The organism is Angustibacter aerolatus, assembly GCF_054776675.1.
Genome location: NZ_BAAHBM010000052.1, coordinates 1 through 24029 on the forward strand (window position 1 = coordinate 1; position 24029 = coordinate 24029).

29 protein-coding genes and 1 riboswitch are annotated in these 24029 nt (G+C 75.2%); of the genes, 20 read left to right on the plus strand and 9 right to left on the minus strand.

Annotated features, from left to right (window positions below; genetic code table 11):
• From ACYVI6_RS12405 to ACYVI6_RS12425, 5 genes are all read left to right on the plus strand, one after another.
• Positions 1-832, plus strand: an 832-nt coding sequence (locus ACYVI6_RS12405) for a glutamyl-tRNA reductase (protein WP_460446670.1), incomplete at its 5' end; no start/stop codon positions are given.
• Positions 829-1860 carry a hydroxymethylbilane synthase gene (gene hemC / locus ACYVI6_RS12410; protein ID WP_460446671.1) on the plus strand — a complete coding sequence of 344 codons (1032 nt, stop codon included), beginning with the start codon at positions 829-831 and terminating at the stop codon, positions 1858-1860. The genes ACYVI6_RS12405 and hemC, both read left to right, overlap by 4 nt.
• A complete protein-coding gene (locus ACYVI6_RS12415) occupies positions 1857-3461 on the plus strand; it encodes a bifunctional uroporphyrinogen-III C-methyltransferase/uroporphyrinogen-III synthase (protein ID WP_460446672.1) in 1605 nt (534 codons plus the stop codon). The genes hemC and ACYVI6_RS12415 overlap by 4 nt, the downstream gene beginning before the upstream one ends.
• Before the next feature lie 106 nt (positions 3462-3567).
• Complete coding sequence (gene hemB / locus ACYVI6_RS12420) at positions 3568-4539, plus strand: porphobilinogen synthase (protein WP_460446673.1); 972 nt, start codon at positions 3568-3570, stop codon at positions 4537-4539.
• Between the two features lie 40 nt (positions 4540-4579).
• Positions 4580-4900, plus strand: coding sequence for an ArsR/SmtB family transcription factor (locus ACYVI6_RS12425; RefSeq protein ID WP_460446674.1), 321 nt, complete (start codon positions 4580-4582; stop codon positions 4898-4900).
• A gap of 77 nt (positions 4901-4977) precedes the next feature.
• Here the strand turns inward: ACYVI6_RS12425 and ACYVI6_RS12430 are convergent, their stop codons facing one another.
• Positions 4978-5529 carry a YceI family protein gene (locus ACYVI6_RS12430; RefSeq protein WP_460446675.1) on the minus strand — a complete coding sequence of 184 codons (552 nt, stop codon included), beginning with the start codon at positions 5527-5529 and terminating at the stop codon, positions 4978-4980.
• 94 nt (positions 5530-5623) lie between these two features.
• Between ACYVI6_RS12430 and ACYVI6_RS12435 the strand changes: the two genes are divergently transcribed.
• The 7 genes from ACYVI6_RS12435 to ccsB are packed head-to-tail and all read left to right on the plus strand — an operon-like array spanning position 5624 to position 12015.
• Complete coding sequence (locus ACYVI6_RS12435) at positions 5624-6097, plus strand: MarR family winged helix-turn-helix transcriptional regulator (protein ID WP_460446676.1); 474 nt, start codon at positions 5624-5626, stop codon at positions 6095-6097.
• Between the two features lie 37 nt (positions 6098-6134).
• The gene (gene hemL / locus ACYVI6_RS12440) at positions 6135-7490 is read left to right on the plus strand and encodes a glutamate-1-semialdehyde 2,1-aminomutase (protein ID WP_460446677.1); all 1356 of its coding nucleotides are present in this window, start codon (positions 6135-6137) and stop codon (positions 7488-7490) included.
• Between the two features lie 23 nt (positions 7491-7513).
• Positions 7514-8128, plus strand: a complete 615-nt coding sequence (locus tag ACYVI6_RS12445; RefSeq protein WP_460446696.1) for a histidine phosphatase family protein — start codon at positions 7514-7516, stop codon at positions 8126-8128.
• Positions 8125-8724 carry a TlpA family protein disulfide reductase gene (locus ACYVI6_RS12450; protein WP_460446678.1) on the plus strand — a complete coding sequence of 200 codons (600 nt, stop codon included), beginning with the start codon at positions 8125-8127 and terminating at the stop codon, positions 8722-8724. Before ACYVI6_RS12445 ends, ACYVI6_RS12450 begins: the two co-directional genes overlap by 4 nt.
• Complete coding sequence (locus ACYVI6_RS12455) at positions 8721-9473, plus strand: cytochrome c biogenesis CcdA family protein (protein WP_460446679.1); 753 nt, start codon at positions 8721-8723, stop codon at positions 9471-9473. The genes ACYVI6_RS12450 and ACYVI6_RS12455 overlap by 4 nt, the downstream gene beginning before the upstream one ends.
• A complete protein-coding gene (gene resB, locus ACYVI6_RS12460) occupies positions 9470-11026 on the plus strand; it encodes a cytochrome c biogenesis protein ResB (protein WP_460446680.1) in 1557 nt (518 codons plus the stop codon). Before ACYVI6_RS12455 ends, resB begins: the two co-directional genes overlap by 4 nt.
• On the plus strand, positions 11023-12015 hold the full coding sequence (gene ccsB / locus ACYVI6_RS12465) for a c-type cytochrome biogenesis protein CcsB (protein ID WP_460446681.1): 993 nt from the start codon (positions 11023-11025) through the stop codon (positions 12013-12015). The genes resB and ccsB overlap by 4 nt, the downstream gene beginning before the upstream one ends.
• A gap of 75 nt (positions 12016-12090) precedes the next feature.
• On the opposite strand, the gene ACYVI6_RS12470 is transcribed toward ccsB, so the two are convergent.
• The gene (locus ACYVI6_RS12470) at positions 12091-12231 is read right to left on the minus strand and encodes a hypothetical protein (protein WP_460446682.1); all 141 of its coding nucleotides are present in this window, start codon (positions 12229-12231) and stop codon (positions 12091-12093) included.
• A 161-nt stretch (positions 12232-12392) separates the two neighbouring features.
• On the opposite strand from ACYVI6_RS12470, the gene ACYVI6_RS12475 reads away from it, so the two are divergent.
• Both ACYVI6_RS12475 and ACYVI6_RS12480 read left to right on the plus strand, forming a co-directional pair.
• Positions 12393-12872, plus strand: a complete 480-nt coding sequence (locus tag ACYVI6_RS12475) for an Lrp/AsnC family transcriptional regulator (protein ID WP_460446683.1) — start codon at positions 12393-12395, stop codon at positions 12870-12872.
• A 9-nt stretch (positions 12873-12881) separates the two neighbouring features.
• A complete protein-coding gene (locus ACYVI6_RS12480; RefSeq protein WP_460446684.1) occupies positions 12882-13136 on the plus strand; it encodes a DUF4229 domain-containing protein in 255 nt (84 codons plus the stop codon).
• A 9-nt stretch (positions 13137-13145) separates the two neighbouring features.
• Here ACYVI6_RS12480 and ACYVI6_RS12485 read toward each other — a convergent pair whose 3' ends face one another.
• Positions 13146-14021, minus strand: a complete 876-nt coding sequence (locus tag ACYVI6_RS12485; RefSeq protein WP_460446685.1) for a 1,4-dihydroxy-2-naphthoate polyprenyltransferase — start codon at positions 14019-14021, stop codon at positions 13146-13148.
• Between the two features lie 212 nt (positions 14022-14233).
• Between ACYVI6_RS12485 and ACYVI6_RS12490 the strand changes: the two genes are divergently transcribed.
• Complete coding sequence (locus ACYVI6_RS12490; RefSeq protein ID WP_284289596.1) at positions 14234-14437, plus strand: hypothetical protein; 204 nt, start codon at positions 14234-14236, stop codon at positions 14435-14437.
• An 88-nt stretch (positions 14438-14525) separates the two neighbouring features.
• On the opposite strand, the gene menE is transcribed toward ACYVI6_RS12490, so the two are convergent.
• Positions 14526-15713 (minus strand): o-succinylbenzoate--CoA ligase, encoded by a 1188-nt coding sequence (gene menE, locus ACYVI6_RS12495; RefSeq protein WP_460446686.1) that lies wholly within the window; start codon positions 15711-15713, stop codon positions 14526-14528.
• Between the two features lie 114 nt (positions 15714-15827).
• Between menE and ACYVI6_RS12500 the strand changes: the two genes are divergently transcribed.
• Positions 15828-16670, plus strand: coding sequence for a GRP family sugar transporter (locus ACYVI6_RS12500; protein ID WP_460446687.1), 843 nt, complete (start codon positions 15828-15830; stop codon positions 16668-16670).
• Between the two features lie 4 nt (positions 16671-16674).
• Here ACYVI6_RS12500 and ACYVI6_RS12505 read toward each other — a convergent pair whose 3' ends face one another.
• Complete coding sequence (locus tag ACYVI6_RS12505; RefSeq protein WP_460446688.1) at positions 16675-17550, minus strand: PHP domain-containing protein; 876 nt, start codon at positions 17548-17550, stop codon at positions 16675-16677.
• A 98-nt stretch (positions 17551-17648) separates the two neighbouring features.
• Between ACYVI6_RS12505 and ACYVI6_RS12510 the strand changes: the two genes are divergently transcribed.
• A complete protein-coding gene (locus tag ACYVI6_RS12510) occupies positions 17649-18011 on the plus strand; it encodes a YciI family protein (protein ID WP_284289600.1) in 363 nt (120 codons plus the stop codon).
• A gap of 13 nt (positions 18012-18024) precedes the next feature.
• Here the strand turns inward: ACYVI6_RS12510 and ACYVI6_RS12515 are convergent, their stop codons facing one another.
• From ACYVI6_RS12515 to ACYVI6_RS12530, 4 genes are all read right to left on the minus strand, one after another.
• Positions 18025-18780 carry an amino acid ABC transporter ATP-binding protein gene (locus ACYVI6_RS12515; protein ID WP_460446689.1) on the minus strand — a complete coding sequence of 252 codons (756 nt, stop codon included), beginning with the start codon at positions 18778-18780 and terminating at the stop codon, positions 18025-18027.
• Entirely contained in the window at positions 18777-19553 is a 777-nt protein-coding gene (locus ACYVI6_RS12520; RefSeq protein WP_460446690.1) for an amino acid ABC transporter permease, read from the minus strand. The genes ACYVI6_RS12515 and ACYVI6_RS12520 overlap by 4 nt, the downstream gene beginning before the upstream one ends.
• Positions 19554-19629: 76 nt before the next feature.
• The gene (locus ACYVI6_RS12525; protein ID WP_460446691.1) at positions 19630-20481 is read right to left on the minus strand and encodes an ABC transporter substrate-binding protein; all 852 of its coding nucleotides are present in this window, start codon (positions 20479-20481) and stop codon (positions 19630-19632) included.
• 229 nt (positions 20482-20710) lie between these two features.
• Positions 20711-20800, minus strand: a riboswitch (SAM riboswitch).
• Between the two features lie 96 nt (positions 20801-20896).
• A complete protein-coding gene (locus ACYVI6_RS12530; protein WP_460446692.1) occupies positions 20897-21820 on the minus strand; it encodes a 1,4-dihydroxy-2-naphthoyl-CoA synthase in 924 nt (307 codons plus the stop codon).
• An 18-nt stretch (positions 21821-21838) separates the two neighbouring features.
• On the opposite strand from ACYVI6_RS12530, the gene ACYVI6_RS12535 reads away from it, so the two are divergent.
• From ACYVI6_RS12535 to menD, 3 genes are all read left to right on the plus strand, one after another.
• Positions 21839-22816, plus strand: coding sequence for an o-succinylbenzoate synthase (locus ACYVI6_RS12535; RefSeq protein WP_460446693.1), 978 nt, complete (start codon positions 21839-21841; stop codon positions 22814-22816).
• 2 nt (positions 22817-22818) lie between these two features.
• Positions 22819-23241 carry a GNAT family N-acetyltransferase gene (locus ACYVI6_RS12540; RefSeq protein ID WP_460446694.1) on the plus strand — a complete coding sequence of 141 codons (423 nt, stop codon included), beginning with the start codon at positions 22819-22821 and terminating at the stop codon, positions 23239-23241.
• Between the two features lie 31 nt (positions 23242-23272).
• Positions 23273-24029: 2-succinyl-5-enolpyruvyl-6-hydroxy-3-cyclohexene-1-carboxylic-acid synthase (menD, locus tag ACYVI6_RS12545; protein ID WP_460446695.1), on the plus strand; the 757-nt coding region annotated here is incomplete at its 3' end.

The following is a 24029-nucleotide window of genomic DNA, read 5'->3' on the forward strand; positions in this document are numbered from 1 at the left end:
ACGCGGCGCCGGCTCGATGAGCGCGCTCGCCGCCACCACCGTCCACCGGGCCGCCGCGGGCGCGATCACCGTCGCCAACCGCACGCGCGAGCGGGCCGACCGGCTCGCCGGCGCCGTCGAGGGCACCGCGGTGCCGCTCGCACGGCTCGCCGACGCGCTGGCCGAGGCCGACCTGGTCATCTCGTGCACCGGCGCCGTCGGCCACGTCGTCGACCTCGAGACCGCCCGCGCCGCCGCCGTCCGGCACGGCGGGCCGCAGCTGTACGTCGACCTGGCGCTGCCGCGCGACGTCGACCCCGCCGTCGCCGGCCTGCCCGGCGTCGAGATCGCCGACCTGCAGGTGCTGGGCAGCGACCTCGCCGACGCCGAGCTCGGCGACGACATCGAGGCGGTCCGTCAGCTGGTCGCCGCCGAGGTGGGCGCCTACCTCACCGCGCTGCGGGTGCAGGCCGTCGCCCCGACCGTGGTCGCGCTGCGCACCCGCGCCGCCGAGGTCGTCGCGGCCGAGCTGCAGCGGCTCGACGGCCGGCTGCCCGAGGTCGACGCCGCCGTCCGCGACGAGGTGCAGCGCACCGTGCACCGCGTCGTCGAGAAGCTGCTGCACGCGCCCACGGTGCGGGTGAAGGAGCTCGCCGGCCGCTCCGACGGCGGCTCGTACGCCGCGGCGCTGCGCGAGCTGTTCGACCTCGACCCGCAGGACGTCGCCACCGTCACCGACGTGCCGGTCGAGACCGGGCCCGAGGGGACCGCGGGCACCGTCGACGTGCTCGACCCGGTCGACCCGGGCTCGCTGGTGGCGCGCGGCGACGAGCTGTCGCGGGTGCGGCGATGAGCGCCCGCCCGCTGCGCCTCGGCACCCGTCGCAGCGCCCTCGCCACCACGCAGAGCCGGCACGTGGCCGACCTGGTGACCCGGGCGACCGGGCGCGAGGTCGAGCTGGTCGAGGTCACGACGTACGGCGACACCTCGCGCGCCCAGCTGACCCAGATCGGCGGCACCGGCGTGTTCGCCGCGGCCCTGCGGCAGGCGCTCGCCGACGGCGAGGTCGACCTCGCCGTCCACTCGCTCAAGGACCTGCCGACGGCGCCCGACGATCGGCTCGCCCTCGCGGCGGTGCCCGCCCGGGTCGACCCGCGCGACGTGCTGGTGGCCAGCGGGGGGCGCACCCTCGGCGAGCTGCCGGCCGGGTCGCGGCTCGGCACCGGGTCGCCGCGGCGCGCCGCGCAGGTGCACGCGCTCGGTCTCGGCCTCGAGGTGGTGCCGGTGCGCGGCAACGTCGACACCCGGTTGCGGCTGGCCGCCGACGGCACCGTCGACGGCGTGCTGCTCGCCCGCGCCGGCCTGCTGCGGCTGGGCCGAGCCGACGAGGCCACCGAGGTGCTCGACCCGCTGCAGGTGCTGCCCGCCCCCGGCCAGGGTGCGCTCGCCGTCGAGTGCCGGGCCGACGACGCCGAGCTCATCGCGCTGCTCGCGCAGGTCGACGACGTCGACGCCCTCGCCGTCGTCACCGACGAGCGCGCGCTGCTCGGGGCGCTCGAGGCCGGCTGCACCGCGCGCGTCGGGGCGCTCGCCGAGGCGGTCGAGCAGCTCGGCGGCGACGGCCGCCCTCTGCTCGAGCTGTCGCTCCGCGCGGTCGTCGCCGCGCCCGACGGCTCGGCCGACCTGCGCCGCTCGCTCGTGGGGCCGCTCGGCGACGACCCGGTGGCTGCCGCCGCCGACCTCGGCCGCCGCCTGGCGGCCGTGCTGCTCGAGGACGGCGCCGCCGAGCTCGTGGCCGCAGAGACCTTCGCAGCACCCCCGGCCGACCCACCGGCCGACCAGACCCCGTTCGACAACCACCCTCCGGAGCGTGTCCCGTGACCCCCACGCCCACCAGGTCCTCGGGCTCGGTGACCTTCGTCGGCACCGGCCCGGGCGACCCCGGCCTGCTGACCGTGCGCGCCGTCGAGGTGATCGGGCGCGCCGACGTCGTCGTCCTCGACCAGAACCTGCGGGCCGGTGACGTCGCCCGGTTCGCCCGGCCCGACGTCGAGGTGCTCGACGCCGGCTTCGGCGACGACGGCCAGCCGCTGACCCAGGCCTCCCGCGCCAAGCTCGTCACCCGCGCGGCCCGCGGCGGACGTCGCGTCGCACGGCTGATGGACGGCGACCCGGCGACCTTCAACGGCCTCGCCGAGGAGGCGCTGGCCTGCTCGAAGGCCGGGCTGCCGTTCGAGGTCGTGCCCGGCGTCTCGTCGGTCGGCGCGGTGCCGGTCTACGCCGGCGTGCCGCTCACCACGAAGTCGACCCGCGCCGTGCACGTGGTCACCCCGCACGACCGCAAGGTCGACTGGGCGCGCTCGACCGGTGACGACGTCACCGTCGTGCTGCTGGGACTGCCCGACGTGCTCGTCGACTCCCTCGGCCAGCTGCTGGCCGCCGGGCGCGACGCCGCCACGCCCGTCGCGCTGACCGAGCAGGGCACCTCGACCGAGCAGCGCACCGTCGTCGCGACGCTGGCCACCGCGGCCGCCGCCGTCGGCGACCACGAGCTGACCAAGCCGCTGCTCGCCGTCGTCGGCCGCCCGGTCGAGCTGCGCGACCAGCTGTCGTGGTTCGAGACCAAGCCGCTGTTCGGCTGGCACGTGCTGGTGCCGCGCACCAAGGACCAGGCCGGCGGCACCGTCGACCGGCTGCACGAGTTCGGTGCGATCAGCGAGGTCGTGCCCACCATCTCGGTCGAGCCGCCCCGCACGCCGCAGCAGATGGAGCGCGCGGTCAAGGGCCTGGTCACCGGCCGCTACGAGTGGGTCGGGTTCACCAGCGTCAACGCGGTGCGCGCCGTCCGCGAGAAGTTCGTCGAGTTCGGCCTCGACGCCCGTGCCTTCGCCGGCCTGAAGGTCGCCGCGGTCGGCGGCGTCACCGCGCAGGCCCTGCGCGAGTGGGGCATCGAGCCCGACCTGCTGCCGAGCGGCGAGCAGTCGGCGTCGGGGCTGCTGGCCGACTGGCCGCCGTTCGACGAGGTGCTCGACCCGATCAACCGGGTCTTCCTGCCGCGGGCCGACATCGCCACCGACACCCTGGTGGCCGGCCTGCAGGACATCGGCTGGGAGGTCGACGACGTCACCGCCTACCGCACGGTGCGCGCCGCCCCGCCGGCCGCCGACGTCCGCGACGCGATCAAGACCGGCCGCTTCGACGCCGTGGTCTTCACCTCGAGCTCGACGGTGCGCAACCTCGTCGGCATCGCCGGCAAGCCGCACACCGCCACCGTCGTCGCGTGCATCGGCCCGCAGACGGCGAAGACGGCCGAGGAGCACGGCCTGCGGGTCGACGTCCTCGCCGCCGAGGCCAGCTCCGACGCGCTGGTCGAGGCGCTCGCCGACTACGGCGCCGGCCTGCGCGCCGCGGCGGTCGAGGCCGGCGAGCCCGTCGTCCGGCCGAGCCAGCGCAAGGGCGCCGCGCGCCGCAAGGCCCGCTGAACCCCCGCACCCCTTTCCGCACCTCAGCCCGCTTTCCGCACCCCAGCCCGCTCGCGAGCCCCTCGTGGGCGGGCTGGGGTGCGCAAGCACTTCGAGAGGTCTGACCATGGCGTTCCCCACCGAGCGGCCGCGACGGCTGCGGCAGACCCCGGCGCTGCGCCGGCTGGTGCGCGAGACCCGGCTGTCGCCGGCCGAGCTGGTGCTCCCGGTGTTCCTGCGCGAGGGCGCCGACGAGCCGGTGCCGCTGCAGTCGATGCCGGGCGTCGTGCAGCACTCCCGCGAGTCGCTGCGGCAGGCGGCGCGCGAGGCCGTCGAGGTGGGGCTCGGCGGCATCATGCTGTTCGGCGTGCCGAGGCACCGCGACGCCACCGGCAGCGGCGCCGACGACCCCGACGGCATCCTCAACGTGGGCCTGCGCGACCTGCGCGACGAGGTCGGCGACGACCTCGTCGTGATGGCCGACCTGTGTCTCGACGAGTTCACCGACCACGGCCACTGCGGCGTGCTCGACGACCGCGGCCGGGTCGACAACGACGCGACCCTCGACCGGTACGCGTCGATGGCGCTGGCCCAGGCCGACGCCGGCGCCCACGTGCTCGGCCTGTCCGGGATGATGGACGGCCAGACCGGCCACGTGCGGCGCGCGCTCGACGCCGTCCGCCGCGACGACGTGGTGCTGCTCGCGTACGCGGTGAAGTACGCGTCCGCGTTCTTCGGGCCGTTCCGCGAGGCCGTCGAGTCGACCCTCGAGGGCGACCGGACGACGTACCAGCAGGACCCGGGGAACCTCGTCGAGGCGCTGCGCGAGGTGCGGCTCGACGTCGAGGAGGGCGCCGACATGGTGATGGTGAAGCCCGGCCTGCCCTACCTCGACGTGCTGTCGCAGGTCGCGCGCTCGGTGCAGGTGCCGGTCGCGGCGTACCAGGTGTCGGGGGAGTACGCGATGGTCGAGGCCGCGGCCGCCGCGGGCATGATCGACCGCGACCGCGCGATCCTCGAGACCCTGACGTCGCTGCGCCGCGCGGGCGCCCAGGTGGTGCTCAGCTACTGGGCCACCGAGGTCGCTCGCTCGCTGTAGCCCGCTGCCCGGTCGCCGCCGGCTCTGCCACCCTGTGCACGTGCCACCCACCGAGCCGGACGCCGAGCGCGCCGCGCGGCTGCTGCCGGACGAGCCGCACCGCGACGCGTGGGCCCGGCGGTTCGCTGTGCTCGGCGACCCGACCCGCCTCGCGCTGCTGCTGTGCATCCACCACGCGCCCGGCATCCGGGTGTCGGACCTCGCGACGGCCACCGGGCGCGGCGAGAGCACCGTGTCGCAGGCGCTGCGGCTGCTGCGGGCGGCCGGGCTGGTGCGCGACCGCCGCGACGGCCGCACGGTGCGCTACGAGCTGGCCGACGACGTCCTGCACGAGCTGCTGCACGTCGTCCAGCCCCACTGACCATCGGGCGCCCCCGGGACGCGCGACGGCCCGGCACCCCCGTACGGGGTACCGGGCCGTCGGCGGTGGGGCGAGGGTCAGGCGGCCTTGCCGGCCTCGACCTCGAGGGTGATCTTGATCTTGTCGCCGACGAGGACGCCGCCGCTCTCGAGCGCGACGTTCCACTCGAGGCCGAAGTCCTTGCGGTTGATCTCGGTCTCGGCGCTGAAGCCGGCGGCGGGCGCGCCCTCGGCCAGCGGGTTGGCGGACACGCCGTTGAACTCCAGGTCGAAGACGACCTGCTTGGTGGTCTCCTTGATGGTGAGGTCGCCGACCAGCTCGAAGTCGCTGCCCTTCTGGCGGATCTCGGTCGAGCGGAACGTCATCGTCGGGTACTTGTCGGCCTCGAAGAAGTCGGCCGACTTCAGGTGACCGTCGCGGTTGGCGTCGCGGGTGTCGATGCTGGCGATCTGCACGGTCGCGTCGACGACGGACTGCAGCGCGTCCTCGGGCACGGTGATGGTGCCGCTGACCTCGGAGAAGCGACCCTTGACCTTGCTCACCATGAGGTGGCGGACGGTGAAGCCGACCTCGGTGTGGGTGGGGTCGATCGTCCAGGTGCCGGGGGTGAGGCCGTCGATCGTGGTCATGTGCGCTCCTTCGAGGGGTGTGCCTGCTGGCTTGCCGCAACCGTAGCCACTTTCAATTGAGATTTCAACTGAATCTGGCGGTAGACTCGCAGGCATGGTGGACGAGACCCGGTGGCTCGACGACGAGGAGCAGCAGGCGTGGCGCAGCTACCTGCGCGCGGTGCGGCTGCTCGACGAGGAGCTGCGGCGCGGGCTCGAGCGGCACGGCCTCAGCCACACCGAGTACGAGATCCTCGTGCGGCTGTCCGAGTCGCCCGGCCGCACGCTGCGCATGAGCGACCTCGCGTCGTCCGTCGTGAGCTCGCGCAGCCGGCTCACCCACACCGCCGCCCGGCTCGAGAGCGAGGGGCTGGTGCGCCGTCGGGCCTGCGCCGGCGACCGCCGCGGCGTGAACTGCGAGCTCACCGAGAAGGGCTTCGAGGTGCTCGACGCCGCCGCGCACTCCCACGTCGAGGACGTGCGCAGCCTGCTGCTCGACGCGATGCCGCGCGCGGAGTTCCTGCAGCTGGGCGCCAGCCTGCGCCGCGTGGCCGACGGCATCGACCCCGAGGGCACGAAGCGGGTCTGACGACGGCGCTGTCAGGGTCGGCTGCGAGAATGGGCGCGTGCCCATCGACCCGACCGAGTACCCGTACGACGCGCCCGCCAGCGAGGCCCTGCTCGCCCGCGCCCGCGCCGTCACGCCGGGCGGGGTCAACTCCCCGGTGCGCGCCTTCCGGGCGGTCGGCGGCACGCCCCGCTTCACGGCGTCCGCCCGCGGGCCGTACCTGACGGACGTCGACGGCCGCGAGTACGTCGACCTGATCGGCTCGTGGGGTCCGATGATCCTCGGCCACGCCCACCCGGCCGTGCTCGAGGCGGTGCGCGAGGCGGCGACCCACGGGTTCAGCTACGGCACCCCCAGCGAGAACGAGGTCGCGCTCGCCGAGGCCATCGTCGGCCGGGTCGGCCCGGTCGAGCAGGTGCGCCTGGTGAGCAGCGGCACCGAGGCCACGATGAGCGCGATCCGGCTGGCCCGCGGGTTCACCGGCCGCAGCAAGGTGGTGAAGTTCGCCGGCTGCTACCACGGGCACGTCGACTCGCTGCTGGCCGCGGCGGGCAGCGGGCTGGCGACGTTCGCGCTGCCCGACACCCAGGGCGTCACGGGCGCCAGCGCCGCCGACACGATCGTGCTGCCGTACAACGACGTCGCGGCGCTCGAGGCCGCGTTCGCCGAGGCCGGCGACCAGATCGCCTGCGTCATCACCGAGGCGGCCGCGGGCAACATGGGCGTGGTGCCGCCGCGTCCTGGGTTCACCGAGGCGCTGCGGCGGATCACCACCGCGCACGGCGCCCTGCTGGTCAGCGACGAGGTGATGACCGGGTTCCGGTGCTCGGCCGCCGGGTGGTACGGCCTCGAGGGCCCGTACGACGCGGGCGCGCCCGACCTGTTCACGTTCGGCAAGGTCATGGGCGGCGGCTTCCCGGCCGCGGCGTTCGGCGGCCGGGCCGACGTCATGGCGATGCTCGCGCCCGAGGGCCCCGTCTACCAGGCGGGCACGCTGTCGGGGAACCCCGTCGCCACGGCGGCCGGCCGGGCGACGCTCGAGCACTGCACGCCCGAGGTGTACCAGCGCCTCGAGACCGTCGCGGCGACCATCAGCGCGGCAGCCAGCCAGGCGCTGGGGGAGGCGGGCGTGCCGCACGTCGTCCAGTACGCGGGCAGCATGTTCAGCGTCTTCTTCACCGAGGGCGACGACGTCACCGAGGTGCACGACTACGACGGTGCCCGCGCCCAGCGGCTGCCGGCGTTCGCGGCGTTCTTCCACTCGATGCTGGCCCAGGGCGTGCACCTGCCGCCCAGCGCGTTCGAGGCGTGGTTCGTCTCCGCGGCGCACGACGACACCGCCGTGGAGCGGGTGCTGGCCGCCCTGCCGCGCGCCGCCCGGGCGGCCGCGGCCGTCGAGGCGGTGACGGCGTGAGCGAGCGCACCGTCGTCCACCTGATGCGCCACGGCGAGGTGCACAACCCCGCGGGCGTGCTCTACGGCCGGCTGCCCGGCTACCACCTGTCCGAGCGCGGCCGTCAGATGGCCGACGTGGTCGCCGGGTCGCTGCGCGACCGCGACGTCACCCACGTCGTCGCCTCGCCGCTCGAGCGCGCGCAGGAGACCGCCGCCCCGATCGCCGCCGCCCACGGGCTGCCGATCGCCACCGACGTCCGGCTGATCGAGGCCGGCAACTGGTTCGAGGGCAAGACCTTCGGCGTCGGCGACGGCTCGCTGCGGCACCCGGCGATCTGGCCGAAGCTGGTCAACCCGTTCAAGCCGTCGTGGGGCGAGCCGTTCGTGCGGATCGCCTCCCGCATGGCCGCTGCCGTCGCCGACGCGCGCCGTGCCGCCACCGGTCACGAGGTGGTGCTGGTGTCGCACCAGTCGCCCGTCTGGATCGCCCGCCGGCACTTCGAGGGCCGCCACCTGTGGCACGACCCGCGCAAGCGCGAGTGCAGCCTCGCGTCGCTGACCTCGCTCACCTTCGACGGCGACACCCTGCTGTCGATCGAGTTCTCCGAGCCGGCCGCCAGCCTGCTGCCCGGCGCGAACAAGGTCGCGGGCGCGTGAGTCGGCGTCGGGGCGCGCGGGTCGCGGCGGCGGTGCTGGCCGCCGCGGCGGTGCTGGCCGGCTGCGGCGACGGCTCCGACACGGTCGCCGGGCAGGCCGCCGGCGGAGGGAACGCGCAGCAGTACACCTCGCAGGACGGCGCGGTCGAGGCGATCCCCGTCGCGAAGCGCAGCACCGTGCTCGACGTGCGCGGCACCACGCTCGAGGGCAAGCCGCTCGACACGGCGTCCGACCGCGGCCACGTCGTCGTGCTGAACACGTGGGGCTCGTGGTGCCCGCCCTGCAACGCCGAGGCGCCCGACCTGCAGAAGGTCTTCTCCGAGCGGCAGGGCGACGGCGTCCGCTTCGTCGGCATCGCGCTGCGCGAGGAGCCCGCGACGTCGCTGGCGTTCCAGCGCAAGTTCAAGATCGGGTACCCGTCGCTCGCCTGGGACGGCGGTCAGGTGCTGCTGCAGCTCGAGGGCAAGGCCCCGGCGCCGCCGACGACGCTCGTGCTCGACCGCCAGGGCCGGCTGGCCGCCCGGGTGCTCGGCAAGGTCGACGCCTCGACCCTCGACGGCCTGGTCGAGGACGTGCTGGCGGAGGCGCCGGCGTGATCGCGGACGGCGCGAGCCTGATCTCCCAGGGCACCCTGCCCACCGCGCTCGCGGTGGCGGTGCTCGCCGGGCTGGTCTCCTTCGCGTCGCCGTGCGTGCTGCCGCTGGTGCCCGGGTACCTCGGCTACGTCACCGGCCTGACCGGCGTCGACCTCGAGCAGCAGCGCCGCCGGTCGCTGGTCGCCGGTGCGAGCCTGTTCGTGCTCGGGTTCACCGTCGTGTTCGTCGTCACCACGGTCGTCGCGTCGAGCGCGGTCGGCATCGCCATCAAGGGCCACGCCGACGCGCTGATGCGGGTGTTCGGCGTGCTGGTCATCGCCTGCGGCCTGCTGTTCGCCGGGTGGCTGCCCGGCGCCGGGCGCACCGCGAAGACGCAGTGGCGCCCACGGGCCGGCCTCGCCGGTGCACCGCTGCTCGGTGCCGTCTTCGCGATCGGCTGGACGCCGTGCATCGGCCCGACGCTGGGCTCGGTGCTGCTGCTGTCGTCGAGCGACACCGGTGGGGCCGGCCGCGGCTTCGCCCTCGGCGTCGCCTACAGCCTCGGTCTCGGCGTGCCGTTCGTGCTGGTCGCCCTCGGCTGGTCGCGCGCGTCCAGGGCGCTCGCCGTGCTGCGCCGCCACCAGCGGGCGCTGCAGCTCGCCGGGGCCGGGCTGCTCGTGCTGCTCGGCGTGCTGATGGTCACCGGCGTCTGGGCCGATCTGAGCACCCGCATGGCCTCCTGGGCCGTCCGCGTCGGGGTGGCGATGTGACGCAGCAGCTGGAACGCGAGACGCCCGCCGCGCCGGTGCAGCCGAAGCTGGGCCTCGTCGGCTCCTTGCGGTTCGCCTGGCGGCAGCTCACGAGCATGCGCACCGCGCTGTTCCTGCTGCTGCTGCTCGCGGTGGCGGCGGTGCCCGGGTCGGTGCTGCCGCAGCGCGGGGTGAACCCCGGTGCGGTCACGACGTACCTGCGCCAGCACCCGACGTCCGGGCCGTGGATCGACCGGCTGGGCGGGTTCGACGTCTACGCCTCGGTGTGGTTCTCGGCGATCTACCTGCTGCTGTTCGTGTCGCTCATCGGGTGCGTGCTGCCCCGCACCCGCGTGCACCTGCGCTCGCTGCGCGCGAAGCCGCCGCGCACCCCGGCGCGGCTCGACCGGCTGCCCGCCCACGCGTCCGCCGAGGTCGACGGCGACGCCGACCAGGTGCTCGCGGCGGTCGCGGAGTCGTTGCGGCGCAGGCGGTTCCGCGTCGACACCGGCGACGGCACGGTCAGCGCCGAGCGCGGCTACCTGCGCGAGACCGGCAACCTCGTCTTCCACGTCTCGCTGGTCGTGCTCCTCGGGTCCGTCGCCGCCGGGCACCTGCTGGGCTGGCGCGGCGACGTCGTGGTGCCGGTCGGCGACTCGTTCAGCAACACCTCGACCCTGTACGACGCGCTCGACACCGGGCCCTGGGTCGACCGCGAGGCGCTGCCGCCGTTCTCGCTCACCATGGACTCGCTCACGGTGGAGTTCGACGAGCAGGCGACCGGGTCGCAGCGTGGCGCCCCGCGCGAGTTCCGCGGCGAGGTGACGGTGCGCGACACCCCGACGTCCACCCCGCGGCGCAGCGCGCTCAGCGTGAACCACCCGGTGTCGGTCGACGGCGCCAAGGTGTTCCTGCTGGGCAACGGCTACGCGCCGGTCGTCACCGTGCGCGACGCGAAGGGCGCCGTGCTGTTCCAGCAGCCGGTGGTGTTCCCGCCGACCGACGGCAACTACAACAGCTCGGGCGTCGTGCAGGTCACCGGCGCCACCCCGAAGCAGATCGCCTTCGCCGGCTCGTTCCTGCCGACCGCCGTCGTGCGGCAGGGCACCCCGACGTCGGTCTTCCCCGACACGAAGAACCCGGTGCTGCTGCTGACCGCGTACGAGGGCACGATCGGCAACCCGGCGTCGGTCTACACGCTCGACACCTCGACGATGACGCAGCTCACCGACGGCGACCAGCCGTTCTCGGTGGCGATGAGCCCCGGCCAGACCGAGCAGCTGCCGGGCGGTCGCGGGTCGATCACCTTCGACCGGGTGCAGCGGTTCGCGGGCCTGTCGATCCGGCACGACCCGGCCAAGGGCTGGGCGCTGTGGTCGGCGGTCGCCGCGATGCTCGGCCTGGGCCTGTCGCTCTTCGTACCGCGCCGCCGGGTCTTCGCGCGGGTGCGGTCGGTGGGCCCACGTACGCTGGTGGACGTCGGCGCGCTCGCCCGTGGTGAGGACGCCGGACTCGACGACGAGCTGGCCCGCGCGCTCGAGGCGGCGGGGCACAGCCGAGAGGAGCGCACATGAGCGTGAACGAGACGCTGGCCAACGCCGCGAACCTGCTGCTGTACGGCGCGATGGCGGCGTACGCCGTCGCCTTCGTGGCGTTCTGCAGCGACCTCGCCGGCGGGACGGCGCGCGCCGCCCGGGCGCGGTCCGAGGTCGGCACCCGGCAGCTGGTCGGTGCGGGTGCGCCCGTCGGGGCCACCGGTGCGACCGCCGCCGTCGCGGGCGACGGCACGCCGGGCGAGCCGGCACCGCGCAAGGGTGCGGCGATCGGCGTCTCGCTGACCGTGCTGGCCCTGTTGCTGCACGTCGCGGCGGTGACGGTGCGCGGCATCTCGGTCGAGCGGCCCCCGTGGGGCAACATGTACGAGTTCGCGACCGCCGGCTCGGCCGTGGTGACGCTGGTGTTCGTCGCGGCGCTGCGCTGGCGCGACCTGCGGTTCCTCGGCACGTTCGTGATCGGCCCGGTGCTGCTCACGCTGGGCCTGTCGGTCGTCGTCCTGTACGCCAAGGCCGACCAGCTGGTGCCGTCGCTGCGCAGCTACTGGCTCGCCATCCACGTGAGCGTCGCGTTCATCTCCTCCGCGCTGTTCACGCTGGCCTTCTCGCTGACCGTGCTCTACCTGGTGCAGGCGCGCCGCGAGGAGCGTCGCGTCGCGGGGCCGGTGGGCAAGAGCTTCATGGACGCGCTGCCGTCGGCCCGCGACCTCGACCTCACCTCGTACCGGCTGCACGCGATCGCGTTCCCGCTGTGGACGTTCACCCTCGTGGCCGGCGCGATCTGGGCCGAGAACGCCTGGGGCCGGTACTGGGGCTGGGACCCCAAGGAGGTCTGGACCTTCGTGATCTGGGTGGTCTACGCGGGCTACCTGCACGCGCGGGCGACCCGGGGCTGGCAGGGCCGCAAGGCGGCCGGCCTGGCGCTGGCCGGCTACGCCTGCATCCTGTTCAACTTCCTCGTGGTGAACATCTTCTTCGTCGGCATGCACAGCTACGCCGGGGTCGGCTGACCCGGCGTCCTGTCCCGAGACGCAGATCGGCCCCGTCCAACGTGCTGGACGGGGCCGTTCGCGTCGGGCGGTGCGTCAGCGCGAGAGCGCGCGCACCAGCCGGGCGAGGCCGCGGGGCTCGCGGACCTCGGTGGTGGAGGCGGTGGAACGTGCAGCAGCGGGCGCGAGACGGTGGAGCTCGTCGATGTAGGCGCGCGCGTAGTCCGGGGTGACCATGATTCCTTCTCGTGACGGCCGCCGAGACACTCGACGGCGACTGATGGGTTGTGCCTGCGATCTTACCAGTGCATCGGGTACAAGCCCTACGATGTGAAGGTCATTCCCGATCGACGCCTTCGATCTGTCCGGCATTCACCCGTTCGGCCCAAGGAGGACCCGTGGACGACACCGACACCCGGTTGGTGGCCGCGCTGCTCGCCGACGGCCGGCTCAGCTGGGCCGAGCTGGGCCGCACGGTGGGCCTGTCCGGCCCGAGCGTGCAGGAGCGGGTGAAGCGGCTGGAGGAGCGCGGCGTCATCACCGGCTACCGGGCCACCGTCGACGCCGCGGCGCTCGGCCTCGGGGTCAGCGCGCTGGTCGACCTCTTCCAGCACGAGGACGCCGAGTCCGACGCGGTCGCCGACGCGGTGGCCGCCGTGCCCGAGGTCGAGGACTGCTGGTTCGTCGCCGGCGACGAGAACTTCGTGGTGAAGGTCCGGGCCCCCGACGTGCAGGCGCTCGAGTCGACCATCGCCAAGCTGCGCCGGCTCAGGGGCGTCTCGCGCACCCGCACGACCGTCGTCCTGTCGACCAGGTGGGAGGGCCGGGCGGCCCCGCTGCCCGGAGCGGGGTCCGGCGACGACGCACCGGCGACGTAGGCTCGTGCCGTGACGGTCGTGCGCTACTCGCTGCTGCGGATGATGCTGCTGCTCGGCTGCGTGCTCTTCGTCTGGCTGGTGTTCCACCTGGTCGGCGTCGACAACCCGCTGCTGCTGCTGGTGGTCGCCGGCGCGCTGTCGCTCGTGCTCTCGTTCGTGCTGCTGCGCGGCCCGCGCGAGGAGATGGCCCGGCAGCTGGCCGAGCGCGCACAGCACCGGCTGCCCGACGACGACGCCGAGGACCGCGAGGCAGAGGGCCGCTGAGCTCGGGCGTCAGCCCAGCGCGAGCCCGAGGGCCAGCAGCACCCCGTAGACCAGCTCGGCGCGGCCGGTGTCGCGCAGCACGGGGATGAGCGCCAGGCCGGTCTCGCCGCGTCGCACCCGGCGCACCGCGGGCAGCATGACGACGGCCGACACCAGGGCCAGCAGCGCCGCCGGGTGGCCGGTCACCGCGATCACCACGACGAGCAGCAGCGGCACCGCGAGCAGCGCGACGTACAGGCCCCGGCTGCGCCGCTCACCGAGGCGGACGGCGAGGGTGCGCTTGCCCGAGACCGCGTCGGTCGGGATGTCGCGCACGTTGTTCGCGACGAGCAGCGCGCAGGCCAGGCAGCCGATGCCGACGGCCGCGGCGAGCGCCGTCCAGGAGACGCGCCCGGCCTGCGTCCAGGTGGTGCCGAGCACGGCCACCAGCCCGAAGAACACGAAGACGAACACCTCGCCGAGGCCGCGGTAGCCGTACGGGTTCGACCCGCCGGTGTAGTACCAGGCGGCGACCACGCTCGCGGCGCCGGCGAGCAGCAGCCACCAGGTCCCCGACAGCGCGACGAGCAGCAGGCCCACCACCGCGGCGACCCCGAACGCCGCGAACGCCGCACGCTTCACCGCACCCGGCGCCGCGGCCCGCGATCCCGTGAGCCGGAACGGCCCGACCCGGTCGTCGTCCGTGCCGCGCACGCCGTCCGAGTAGTCGTTGGCGTAGTTGACGCCGACCTGCAGCGCCAGCGACACCACGGCGGCGAGCAGCGCCCGCCCCAGGTGGGCCGCGTGCAGCGCGGCGGCCGCCCCGGTGCCCGCCGCGACGGGGGCGATCGCGGCCGGCAGGGTGCGTGGCCGCGCCCCCTCGACCCACTGCGCAGGTGACGCCATGGCGAACATCCTGCCCGGCGGCGTCCGAGCCCCCTGCGGTCACCCCCGGCAGCTGCGGCAGCGGCTGGTCGACGACCAGCTCGGGTGACGGCCACGGAACGCACTCAAGGGACGCATGGCGCACGCCGAGTGACCTGCGTCCAGGACGGTCGAGACCACGGCCCGCCAGACGACGCGCGCGCGACGCGTGCCCGACGAAGGGGTTCAGCACCGTGTCCACCACCTCCCTGACCGCCTCGACCCTCTACGCCGCGTGGCTGCGGGCCGAGCGACGGCACGTCTCGGCGCTCACGGCCCCCGTCGAGCCCGGGGCACCGCCCGCGACCGAGGCGGCGCTGCACGTCGTCGACGAGGCGCGGGACGCCGCCGACGAGGCCCGCGAGGCCCTGCGCGACCACGACGCCGGGCTCGGGTGAGGCGAGGGCCGCGCGGCACCGCCCACCCCGCGCCGCACCACTGCCGAGATGCGGGCAGTGGTTGCCCTGGGGCCGTCGCGGTGAACCGCTAGTCGCAGCTCGGCCGGGAGGCGGCGAGGGCGGTGGCGGCGGCGCGGTCGGGCTTGCCGATGCCGCGGCTGGGCAGGGCGTCGACGACGAGCAGCGCGCGGGGGGCGGCGTGCGGGCCGAGCCGCTCGCGCACCGCGTCGCGGACGACGTCGAGCGCGGGCGGCCCGGACGACGAGGGCACGACGAGCGCCACCACCCGCTGCCCCCACTCGGGGTCGGGCACGCCGACGACGAGCGACTCGGCGACGCCGGGCACCTGCGACAGCACGGCCTCGACCGCCTGCGGGGCGACCTTCTCGCCGCCGGTCACCAGCACGTCGTCCGCGCGGCCGAGCACCACGAGCCGGTCGCCGTCCCACCGCCCGAGGTCGTTCGTCGTGAACCACCGCACGCCGTCCTCGACGTCGACCCCGGGGTGCGCGGGCCGGTAGCCGCGGGCGATGGTGGGACCGCCGAGCCGCACCACGCCGTCCGCCAGCTCGACCCGCACGCCGTCGAGGGGCGCGCCGTCGTACACGCAGCCGCCGCTGGTCTCGCTCGACCCGTACGTCGTGACCACCCGGACGCCGGCCGCGCGGGCCCGGTCGAGCAGCGCCGGCGGGGTGGCGGCCCCGCCGACCAGCACCGCGTCGAACGACGCCAGCGCGGCGAGGGCCGAGCCGCCGGCGTCGAGCAGGCGCACCAGCTGCGTCGGCACGAGCGCGGTGCACGTGCGGCCGCGCAGCAGCCCGGTGGCCGCCTCGAAGGCGGCAGGGGTGAACGGGCCGGGCCCGAGCCGCACCGGCACCCGGTCGGCGAGCGCCGAGCGCACGAGCACCTGCACGCCGGCCACGTGGTGCGCCGGCAGGGCCAGCAGCCAGGTCGCCGGTCCGCCGAGGCGCTGCAGGGTCGCGGTGGCCGAGTGGCGCAGGGCGGACGCCGGCAGCACCGCGCCCTTGGCGTCTCCGGTCGAGCCGGAGGTGGCCACCACGAGCGCGGTCGGGTCGTGCTCGTCGTCCTCGCCGGGGGCCAGGGGCGTGCCGGGCCGCAGCGCATCGAGCCCGGCGGCGCCGTCCGCCGGCACCGGCAGCAGCGCGTCGCCCGTGCCGTCGAGGGCCGCCGCGACCACCGCCACGGCGGCCTCGGGGTCGAGGGCGTCGAGCGCCACCGGCCGCAGGGTGCGCGAGGGCGACGCGAGACCGGGCACGCCTCGCATCATGCTCCTGCCGGCGCACTGGGAGACTCGACGGGTGGACGAGCTGCGGGCGACGACGGCGGACGACGTGACGGGCGTCGTCGAGCGCCGCGGGCCGGTCGCCTGATGGGGGCGCTCCTCGGGCTGCTGTCGGCGCTCGCGTACGGGTCGTCGGACTTCGTGGCCGGGCTGGCCGGACGTCGCGGCGACCCGCGCGCCGTCGCCGCCGTGGCCCAGCCGTTCGCGCTGGTGGCGGCGCTGCTGGCGGTCGTCGTCGCCCGGCCCGACGCGCCCACGGCGCCGACGCTGTGGTGGGGGCTGCTCAGCGGCGTCGGCAGCGCCGTCGGCACGCTGGCGCTCTACCGTGGCCTCGCGGTCGCGCGGATGAGCGTCGTCGCCCCGGTGTCGGCGCTGGTGTCGGCGGCCGGACCGGCGCTGGTCGGGCTGCTCACGGGCGACCGGCTCTCGACGCTCGCGTGGGTGGGCATCGTCGTCGCGCTGCCCGGCGTCGTGCTGGTGTCGCGCGCCCCCGCCGACGACGACCCCGACCGGTCGAGCGGCGTCGGGCTCGGGCTGCTGGCCGGTGCGGCGTTCGCGCTGCTGTTCGTGGCGCTCGCCCGGGCGGGCACCGACGCGGGTGCCTGGCCGCTGGTGCCGGGCCAGGTGCTCGTGGTGGTCGTCGTGTGGGTCTACGCCCTGGTCCCGCGACGGGTGCGACCGGACGCCGCGCACTGGCGCAGCTCGGTGCGGCCGGCGGTCGGGGCCGGGGTGCTCGGCGGTGCCGCCAACCTGCTGTACCTCGCGGCCACCGGCGCCGGGCAGCTCGCCGTCGTGGCCGTGCTGACCTCGCTGTACCCGGCGATCACCGTGCTGCTGGCCCGCACGCTGCTCGGGGAGCGCTGGGGTGCGGCGCAGAAGGCGGGCCTCGGCGTCTGCGCGGCTGCCGTGGCCGCGATCGCGCTCGGCTGACCGCCTACCCGGCGGCGTGCTGGTGCGCGCCGACCTGCCAGGGCGCCTCCGGCCGCCGCCCGGGTCGCAGCCCGTGCGCCCAGGCCGTCGCCGCGGCGTCCGCGAGCCCTGCGCCGACCGCCGCCGGTTCGTGCGCGTCGCTGCCGAAGGTGACGCGACGGCCGCCCTCCTCGCGGAACCACTGCAGCAGCAGCGGATCCAGCGGCAGCCGGGTGTTGAGCTCGAGCGCCCGGTCGCCCGCCGCCACCGCGCGCAGCGCCTGCCGGAACTCGTCCTCGAACCGCCGCGGTTCGAACGGCCCGAGCTCGGTGGGCCACGACCGCAGCGGGTAGTCGACGTGCCCGAGCACCTCGAACTCGTCGCACCCGTCGACCACGCGCGGGATCTCGGCGAGGTACTCGCGGACGACGTCGTCGGCCCGGCGCCGTGGGTACAGCTCCCACGGCTCGGCCGCGACGTCGCCGTCCGGCAGGCAGTGCAGCGAGCCGATGACCCGGTCGAAGCCGCCGCTCGAGAGGATCGCCCGCAGCGCGGCCCGGTGCAGGTGCGGCTGGCCGACCTCGACGCCGGCCAGCACGCGCAGGCCCGGGAACAGGCCGCGGCAGCGCTCGACCGCCGCGCGGAACCCCTCGACGTCGAACGGCGGCGCCGTCAGCACGCCGTCGTGCACGAGGTCGGGACGGGTGCCGACGAGGAACCCGGCCCGGAACGGCGTCAGGTCGAGGTGCTCGGTGAACGCCACCGCCGGCAGCCCGATCTCGACCGCGCGTCGGCAGGTCTCCTCCATCGAGCCGAGCGTCGCGTCCCACGACCACTCGCTGTGCACGTGCCCGTCCGCCGGCAACCCGCCCGGCCCGCTCGCGTCCCGTTCGTCGTCCACGGTGCCAGTCTGGCCCCGGCTGTCGGATCGGGACGGCGCCGTTCGTCGTCCGGGTGACAGGCTGACCGCAGGCGTCCGCCGCAACCGAGGGAGCAGTCGTGGCCGAGTACCTCCTCTACTTCAACCAGCAGTGGGTCGGCGACCACCCGGAGGAGTGGTACCGCCCCCGCGGCCCGCTCGCGATGGCCGTGGTGCGCGAGGCGGAGGCGGCCGGCGTCCACGTCTTCAGCGGTGGCCTGGAGGAGGAGGACGGCCCGGTGTACAGCGCCGACCCCACCGGCGGCGAGGTGCTGGTCACCGACGGCCCGTACGTCGAGACCAAGGAGTTCCTCGGCGGCTTCATGATCGTCGACGTGCCGGACGACGAGACCGCCAAGCACTGGGCTGCCAAGATCGCCGAGGCCTGCGGCTGGCCGCACGAGGTGCGCCGCTTCAAGGGGCGGCCGGGCGCGACGTCCTGACGTCGGCGGGTGGTCAGAGCACGCGCGAGAGGAACCGCTGCAGCCGCTCGGTGCGCGGAGCGTCGAACAGCTGCGCCGGCTCGCCGTGCTCGACCACCACGCCGCCGTCCACGAACGCCACCTGGTCGGCGACCTCGCGGGCGAAGCCCATCTCGTGCGTCACGACGAGCATCGTCATGCCGCCGCTCGCGAGGTCGGCCATGAGGGCGAGCACGCCCTTCACCAGCTCGGGGTCGAGCGCCGACGTCGCCTCGTCGAACAGCATGACGCGCGGCTCGAGGGCGAGCGCACGGGCGATGGCGACGCGCTGCTGCTGACCGCCCGAGAGCTGTGCGGGACGGCTGGAGGCCTTGTGCCGCAACCCGACCGCGTCGAGCCGCTGCAGCGCGACGTGCTCTGCGGCGTCCGGTGAGAGCCCGCGCAGGTGGCGCAGCGCGAGCGTCACGTTGTCGAGCACCGTGCGGTGCGGGAACAGGTTGAACTGCTGGAACACCATGCCGATGCGCTTGCGGTGCTCGTCGACGTCGTCCGCGAGCACGCTGCGGCCGTCGACGAGCAGGTCGCCCGAGTCGGGCTCCAGCAGGCGGTTCACGATGCGCAGCGCCGTCGACTTGCCGGAGCCGGACGGACCGACGACGCACGTGGTGGTGCCGGCCGGCACGTGCAGGCTGACGCCGCGCAGCACCTGGTTGCGACCGAAGGCCAGGTGCACGTCGTCGAGCGTCACCGACAGCGCGTCCGTCGACGTCGCGGTGGGGGAGGTGCTCATCGGGCGGCTCCGGTCGTCGGGTCGGCGGTGAGGGCTGCGTCGTCGTCCGGTGCCTCGACGCCGTCGGCGGGACGCCCCTCGCGCAGCCGCCGGTCGACCGCGTTCACGGCGTGCGTGAGCGGCACGGTGATCACGAGGTACACGAGCCCGGCGAGGACGAGCGCCGACGCGTTGCCGGTGTTGGCGGCGTAGTCCTGGCCGATGCGGAACAGCTCGCGCTGGCTGGCGAGCAGGCCGAGGAAGTAGACCAGGCTCGAGTCCTTGATGAGCGCGATGAGCTGGTTCACCCAGGCCGGCAGCACGCGACGCACGCCCTGCGGCACGATCACCAGCCGCATCGCCTGACGGTGCGAGAACCCGAGGGCGCGGCTGGCCTCGAGCTGGCCGGCCTCGACGCTCTGGATGCCCGACCGGAAGATCTCGCCCATGTACGCCGCCGCCACCAGGCCGAGCGCCAGGATGCCGAGCGGGTACGGGTTCGGGCCCCACAGCGCGAGCCCCACGGGTGCCAGGCCGACGCCGACCAGCAGGATCGTCACGGCCACCGGCAGGCCGCGGAACAGGTCGGTGTAGACGCGCGCCGGCCAGCGCAGCCAACGGGTGCGGGCCAGTCCGGCGGTCGCGAGCAGCAGACCCAGCACGGTGCCGAGCACCGCCGACGCGATCGCCAGCACGAGCGTGTTGCGGAGCCCGACCGTGAGCATGTCGGGCAGCGCCTCGCGCATGGCGTCGAGGTCGAAGAACGTCTGCCAGACGGTGCGCAGCGTCTCCATGCGGGTCTCCCTGGTGCAGTGGCCGGGCGGCCCGCGGGTGCGGACCACCCGGCCGGGTGTCGGTGCGGTGCGTCGGTCAGGACGTCGCGGTCGCGCTCGCGGTGACCGGCGGGAACTTCACGGTGCCGCTCCCGGGCTCGAAGTCGGCCGGCACCGGGCGGCCCGGGTAGTACTGCTCCTGCAGCTTCGTCCAGGTGCCGTCGGCGATGACCTCGTCGAGACCCTTGTCCAGCGCGGCCTTCAGCTTCGTGTTGCCGCGCTTCACCGCGAACGCCGTCGGGGCGGGGCTGAGCTCGGTCGCGGCGACCACGATCTTGCCCTTGCTGTCCTTCGCCGACTTCTCGCCGATCTCGGCGGGCGCGATCCACGCGTCGGACGTCTGGGTGCGCAGCTGGTTCAGCGCCGCGTTGTAGTCGGGCACGCGCACCGGGTCGAGGTTCTGCTTCGTCGCGTAGTCGTCCTGCACGGTGCCCTGGACGACGACGACGCGCTTGCCCTGCAGCTGGTCGAAGCCCTTCACCGTCGAGCCGGCGGGCACGTCCAGACCGAAGTAGCCGAAGTCGTAGCCGTTGCCGAAGTCCACGGTCTTCTTGCGGGCCTCGGTGATGGTGATCGACGAGCTGCCGACGTCGAAGCGGCCCGCGTTCACCTGCGCCAGCAGCGCCGAGAAGTCGGTGCCGGCGAACTGCACCTTGAGCCCGACCTTCGCCGCGACCGCGGTCAGCAGGTCGTTGTCGAAGCCAGTGAACTTGCCGTCCTTCAAGTACACGTTCGGCGGCGCGTCGGTCAGCGTGCCGACGCGCAGGGTGCCGGGCTGCTGCAGGTCGTACGGGTTGCTCGCGGCCTTCGACGCCGAGGAGCCACCGCCGCAGGCGGCGAGCAGCACCGCGAGGGAGGCGGCGGTGACGGCGGGCACGAGACGGGACAAGCGCACAGGGATCTCCAGATGTGGTGTGGCAGAACGCTCTTGGCGTCCACGGGGGTTCGTCGCGGCGGGCCCGAGGCGCGCCGCAGCAGCCCCGACGCGTCAGCGCGCCGAGGCCGAGGGGGTGGTGGGTGCGGTCAGGCTCGACGGAGCCGACAGAGCATGCCGCTGGTGCGGCAGAGGTCGACGTGCCGGCGCGAGCACAGGGTGGAGCGGGGCGTCACGGGGTGGTCCTCCATCGGTCCTGGCGGTAGCACCTCACCCCGAGGGGCGGTTGCTGCGACGTCGACGAGCCAGGTCTCTCGGTCGCTCTGGATGGGCAGGTCGATCGTCGCACCCGCTCGCGCCGTCCGCCAAATCGAGACCGGGCGCCCCGGTGTGTCCCTCGACACACCCGTTGTCCTGCAAGCGTTCTGGGTCAGAAGTACCAGGGGAAGGGCGTCCAGTCGGGGTCGCGCTTCTGCAGGAAGGCGTCGCGGCCCTCGACGGCCTCGTCGGTCATGTAGGCGAGGCGGGTGGCCTCGCCGGCGAAGACCTGCTGACCCATGAGGCCGTCGTCCACCAGGTTGAAGGCGTACTTCAGCATGCGCTGCGCGGTGGGGCTCTTGCCGTTGATCTCGCGGGCCCACTGCAGCGCGGTGGCCTCGAGCTCGGCGTGGTCGGCGACCTCGTTGACGGCGCCCATGCGCTGCATGGTCTCGGCGTCGTAGGTGCGGCCCAGGAAGAAGATCTCGCGCGCGGCCTTCTGGCCGACCATGCGCGCCAGGTAGGCCGAGCCGTAGCCGGCGTCGAACGAGCCGACGTCGGCGTCGGTCTGCTTGAAGCGGGCGTGCTCGCGGCTGGCGATCGTGAGGTCGCAGACGACGTGCAGGCTGTGGCCGCCGCCGGCCGCCCACCCGTTGACGACGGCGATGACCACCTTGGGCATCGTGCGGATGAGCCGCTGCACCTCGAGCACGTGCAGGCGCCCGCCGGCCGCCTTCACCCGGGCCTCGTCGACCGTCTCGGCGGTCTCGCCGTCCGCGTACTGGTAGCCGCTGCGGCCGCGGATGCGCTGGTCGCCGCCGGAGCAGAAGGCGCGGCCGCCGTCCTTGGGGCTCGGGCCGTTGCCGGTGAGCAGCACGCACCCGACGTCGGGTGTCATGCGGGCGTGGTCGAGCGCGCGGTACAGCTCGTCGACGGTGTGCGGCCGGAAGGCGTTGCGCACCTCCGGCCGGTCGAACGCGATGCGCACGGCACCGGTGTCGACGGCGCGGTGGTAGGTGACGTCGGTGAACTCGAAGCCGGCGACCGGCGTCCACGCGGACGGGTCGAAGGTCTCGCTGACGGGCTCGTTGCGCACGTCGGCGAGGATAGGCGCGTGCAGCCCGACCTGGAGACGCTGGTGCGGACGGCGCGCGTCGTGAGCCTGCCGATGCGCGTGCGGTTCCGCGGCATCACCACGCGCGAGGCGCTGCTGCTGCGCGGCCCGGCCGGCTGGGGCGAGTTCTCGCCGTTCGTCGAGTACGACGACGTCGAGGCGGCGCGCTGGCTGCGGTCGGCCCTCGCGTCGGCCACCGCCCCGGTGCCGCGGGCGGTGCGCGACCACGTGCCGGTCAACGCCACCGTGCCGGCCGTCGGCCCGGCCGACGTCGAGGGCGTGCTGGCCCGGTTCGACGGGTGCACCACGGCGAAGGTGAAGGTCGCCGAGCCCGGCCAGTCGCTCGACGACGACGTGGCGCGCGTCGGCGAGGTGCGGCGGCTGCTGGGCGCCGGGGGCCGCGTGCGCGTCGACGCGAACGGCGGCTGGTCGGTGGACGACGCGCGGCGGGCGCTGGCCCGGCTGGCGCGGCACGACCTGGAGTACGCCGAGCAGCCGTGCGCCACCCTCGAGGAGCTGGGCGAGCTGCGGCTGCTGCTGGCGGCCGACGGCACCGACGTGCTGGTGGCCGCCGACGAGAGCATCCGCAAGGCCGAGGACCCGCTGCGGGTCGCGGCCGCGGGCAGCGCCGACGTCGTGGTGGTCAAGGTGGCGCCGCTCGGCGGGGTGCCGGCCGCGCTGGAGGTCGCCGCGGCGTGCGGGCTGCCCGTGGTGGTGTCCTCGGCGCTCGACACGTCGGTGGGCATCGCGGCCGGCGTCGCCCTGGCCGCCGCGCTGCCCAGCCTGCCGTTCGCGTGCGGCCTCGGCACCGTCGGCCTGTTCGAGCACGACGTCACCTCGACCCCGCTGCGCCCCCGCGGCGGCTCGCTGCCGGCCGCCGCCACGGTCGACCCGGATCGCCTCGACGAGGTCGCCGCTCCGCCCGACCGTCGCGACTGGTGGCTCGACCGGCTGGCGCGCTGCTGGGCCCTGCTGTGACCGTGCTGGTGCGGCCGGCGCGGCCCGGTGACGCCGCGGGCGTGCAGGTGCTGGCGGCCGCCACCGCGACGAGCTTCGAGCCGGACGCCGCCGCGTTCGACCGCGCGTGGCCGGCGCTGCTGGCCGACCGGGCGGCGCTGCTGCTGGTGGCCGACCAGGACGGGGACGTCGTGGGGTACCTGCTGGCCTTCGTGCACCAGACCTTCTTCGCGAACGGGCCGGTCTGCTGGATCGAGGAGCTCGCGGTCGACGTCCGGCACCAGCGGCGAGGCACCGGCCGGGCGCTGACGGCCGCGGCGGAGGAGTGGGCCGCCGGGCACGGTGCCGGCCTGGTGGCGCTGGCGACCCGGCGGGCCCAGGACTTCTACGCGGCCCTCGGGTACCGGGCCTCGGCCGAGTACCTGTCGAAGCGCGTCCGCGCGTGAGCGCCACCGGTCGCTGCGGGATGATCCGCCGGTGAACCCCTCGACGGCGTGCGCCACCGTGCTGGTCGACGAGCTGGTGCGGCACGGCGTGCGGCACGCGGTGCTGTGCCCCGGGTCGCGCTCGGCGCCGCTGGCCTACGCGCTGCACGCCGCCGACGCCGCGGGCCGCCTCGAGCTGCACGTGCGCACCGACGAGCGGTCGGCCGGTTTCCTCGCGCTCGGCCTGGCGACCGGCGGCGTGCCGGTGCCGGTCGTGACGACGTCCGGCACCGCGGTGGTGAACCTGCACCCGGCGGTGCTCGAGGCCGCGCACACCGGGCGGCCGCTGCTGGTGCTGAGCGCCGACCGCCCGCCCGAGCTGCGCGGCACCGGGGCGAACCAGACCACGCGGCAGGTGGGGGTGTTCGGCGACGCGCCGCGCTGGGCGCACGACCTCGGGACGCCGGACGCGCGGCCGGGCCAGGTGCCGGGGTGGCGGTCGACGGTGAGCCGGATGGTCGCCGCGGCCACCGGTGCGGACGGCGGCGCCCCCGGTCCGGCGCACCTGAACCTGCCCCTCCGCGAGCCGCTGGTGCCCACCGACAGCGGCTTCGACGAGCCGCTCGACGGACGCCCTGACGACGCACCGTGGACGTCGCGGCCGACGGCCCTCGCCGGTGCCGTCGAGCCGCTGTCGGACGTGCCGCGCACCCTGGTGCTCGTCGGCGACCTGCCGGGCCCGCAGGCGTCGCGGGGTGCGGCGGCCGCCGACCTCGCCGCGCTGCGCGGGTGGCCGCTGCTCGCCGAGC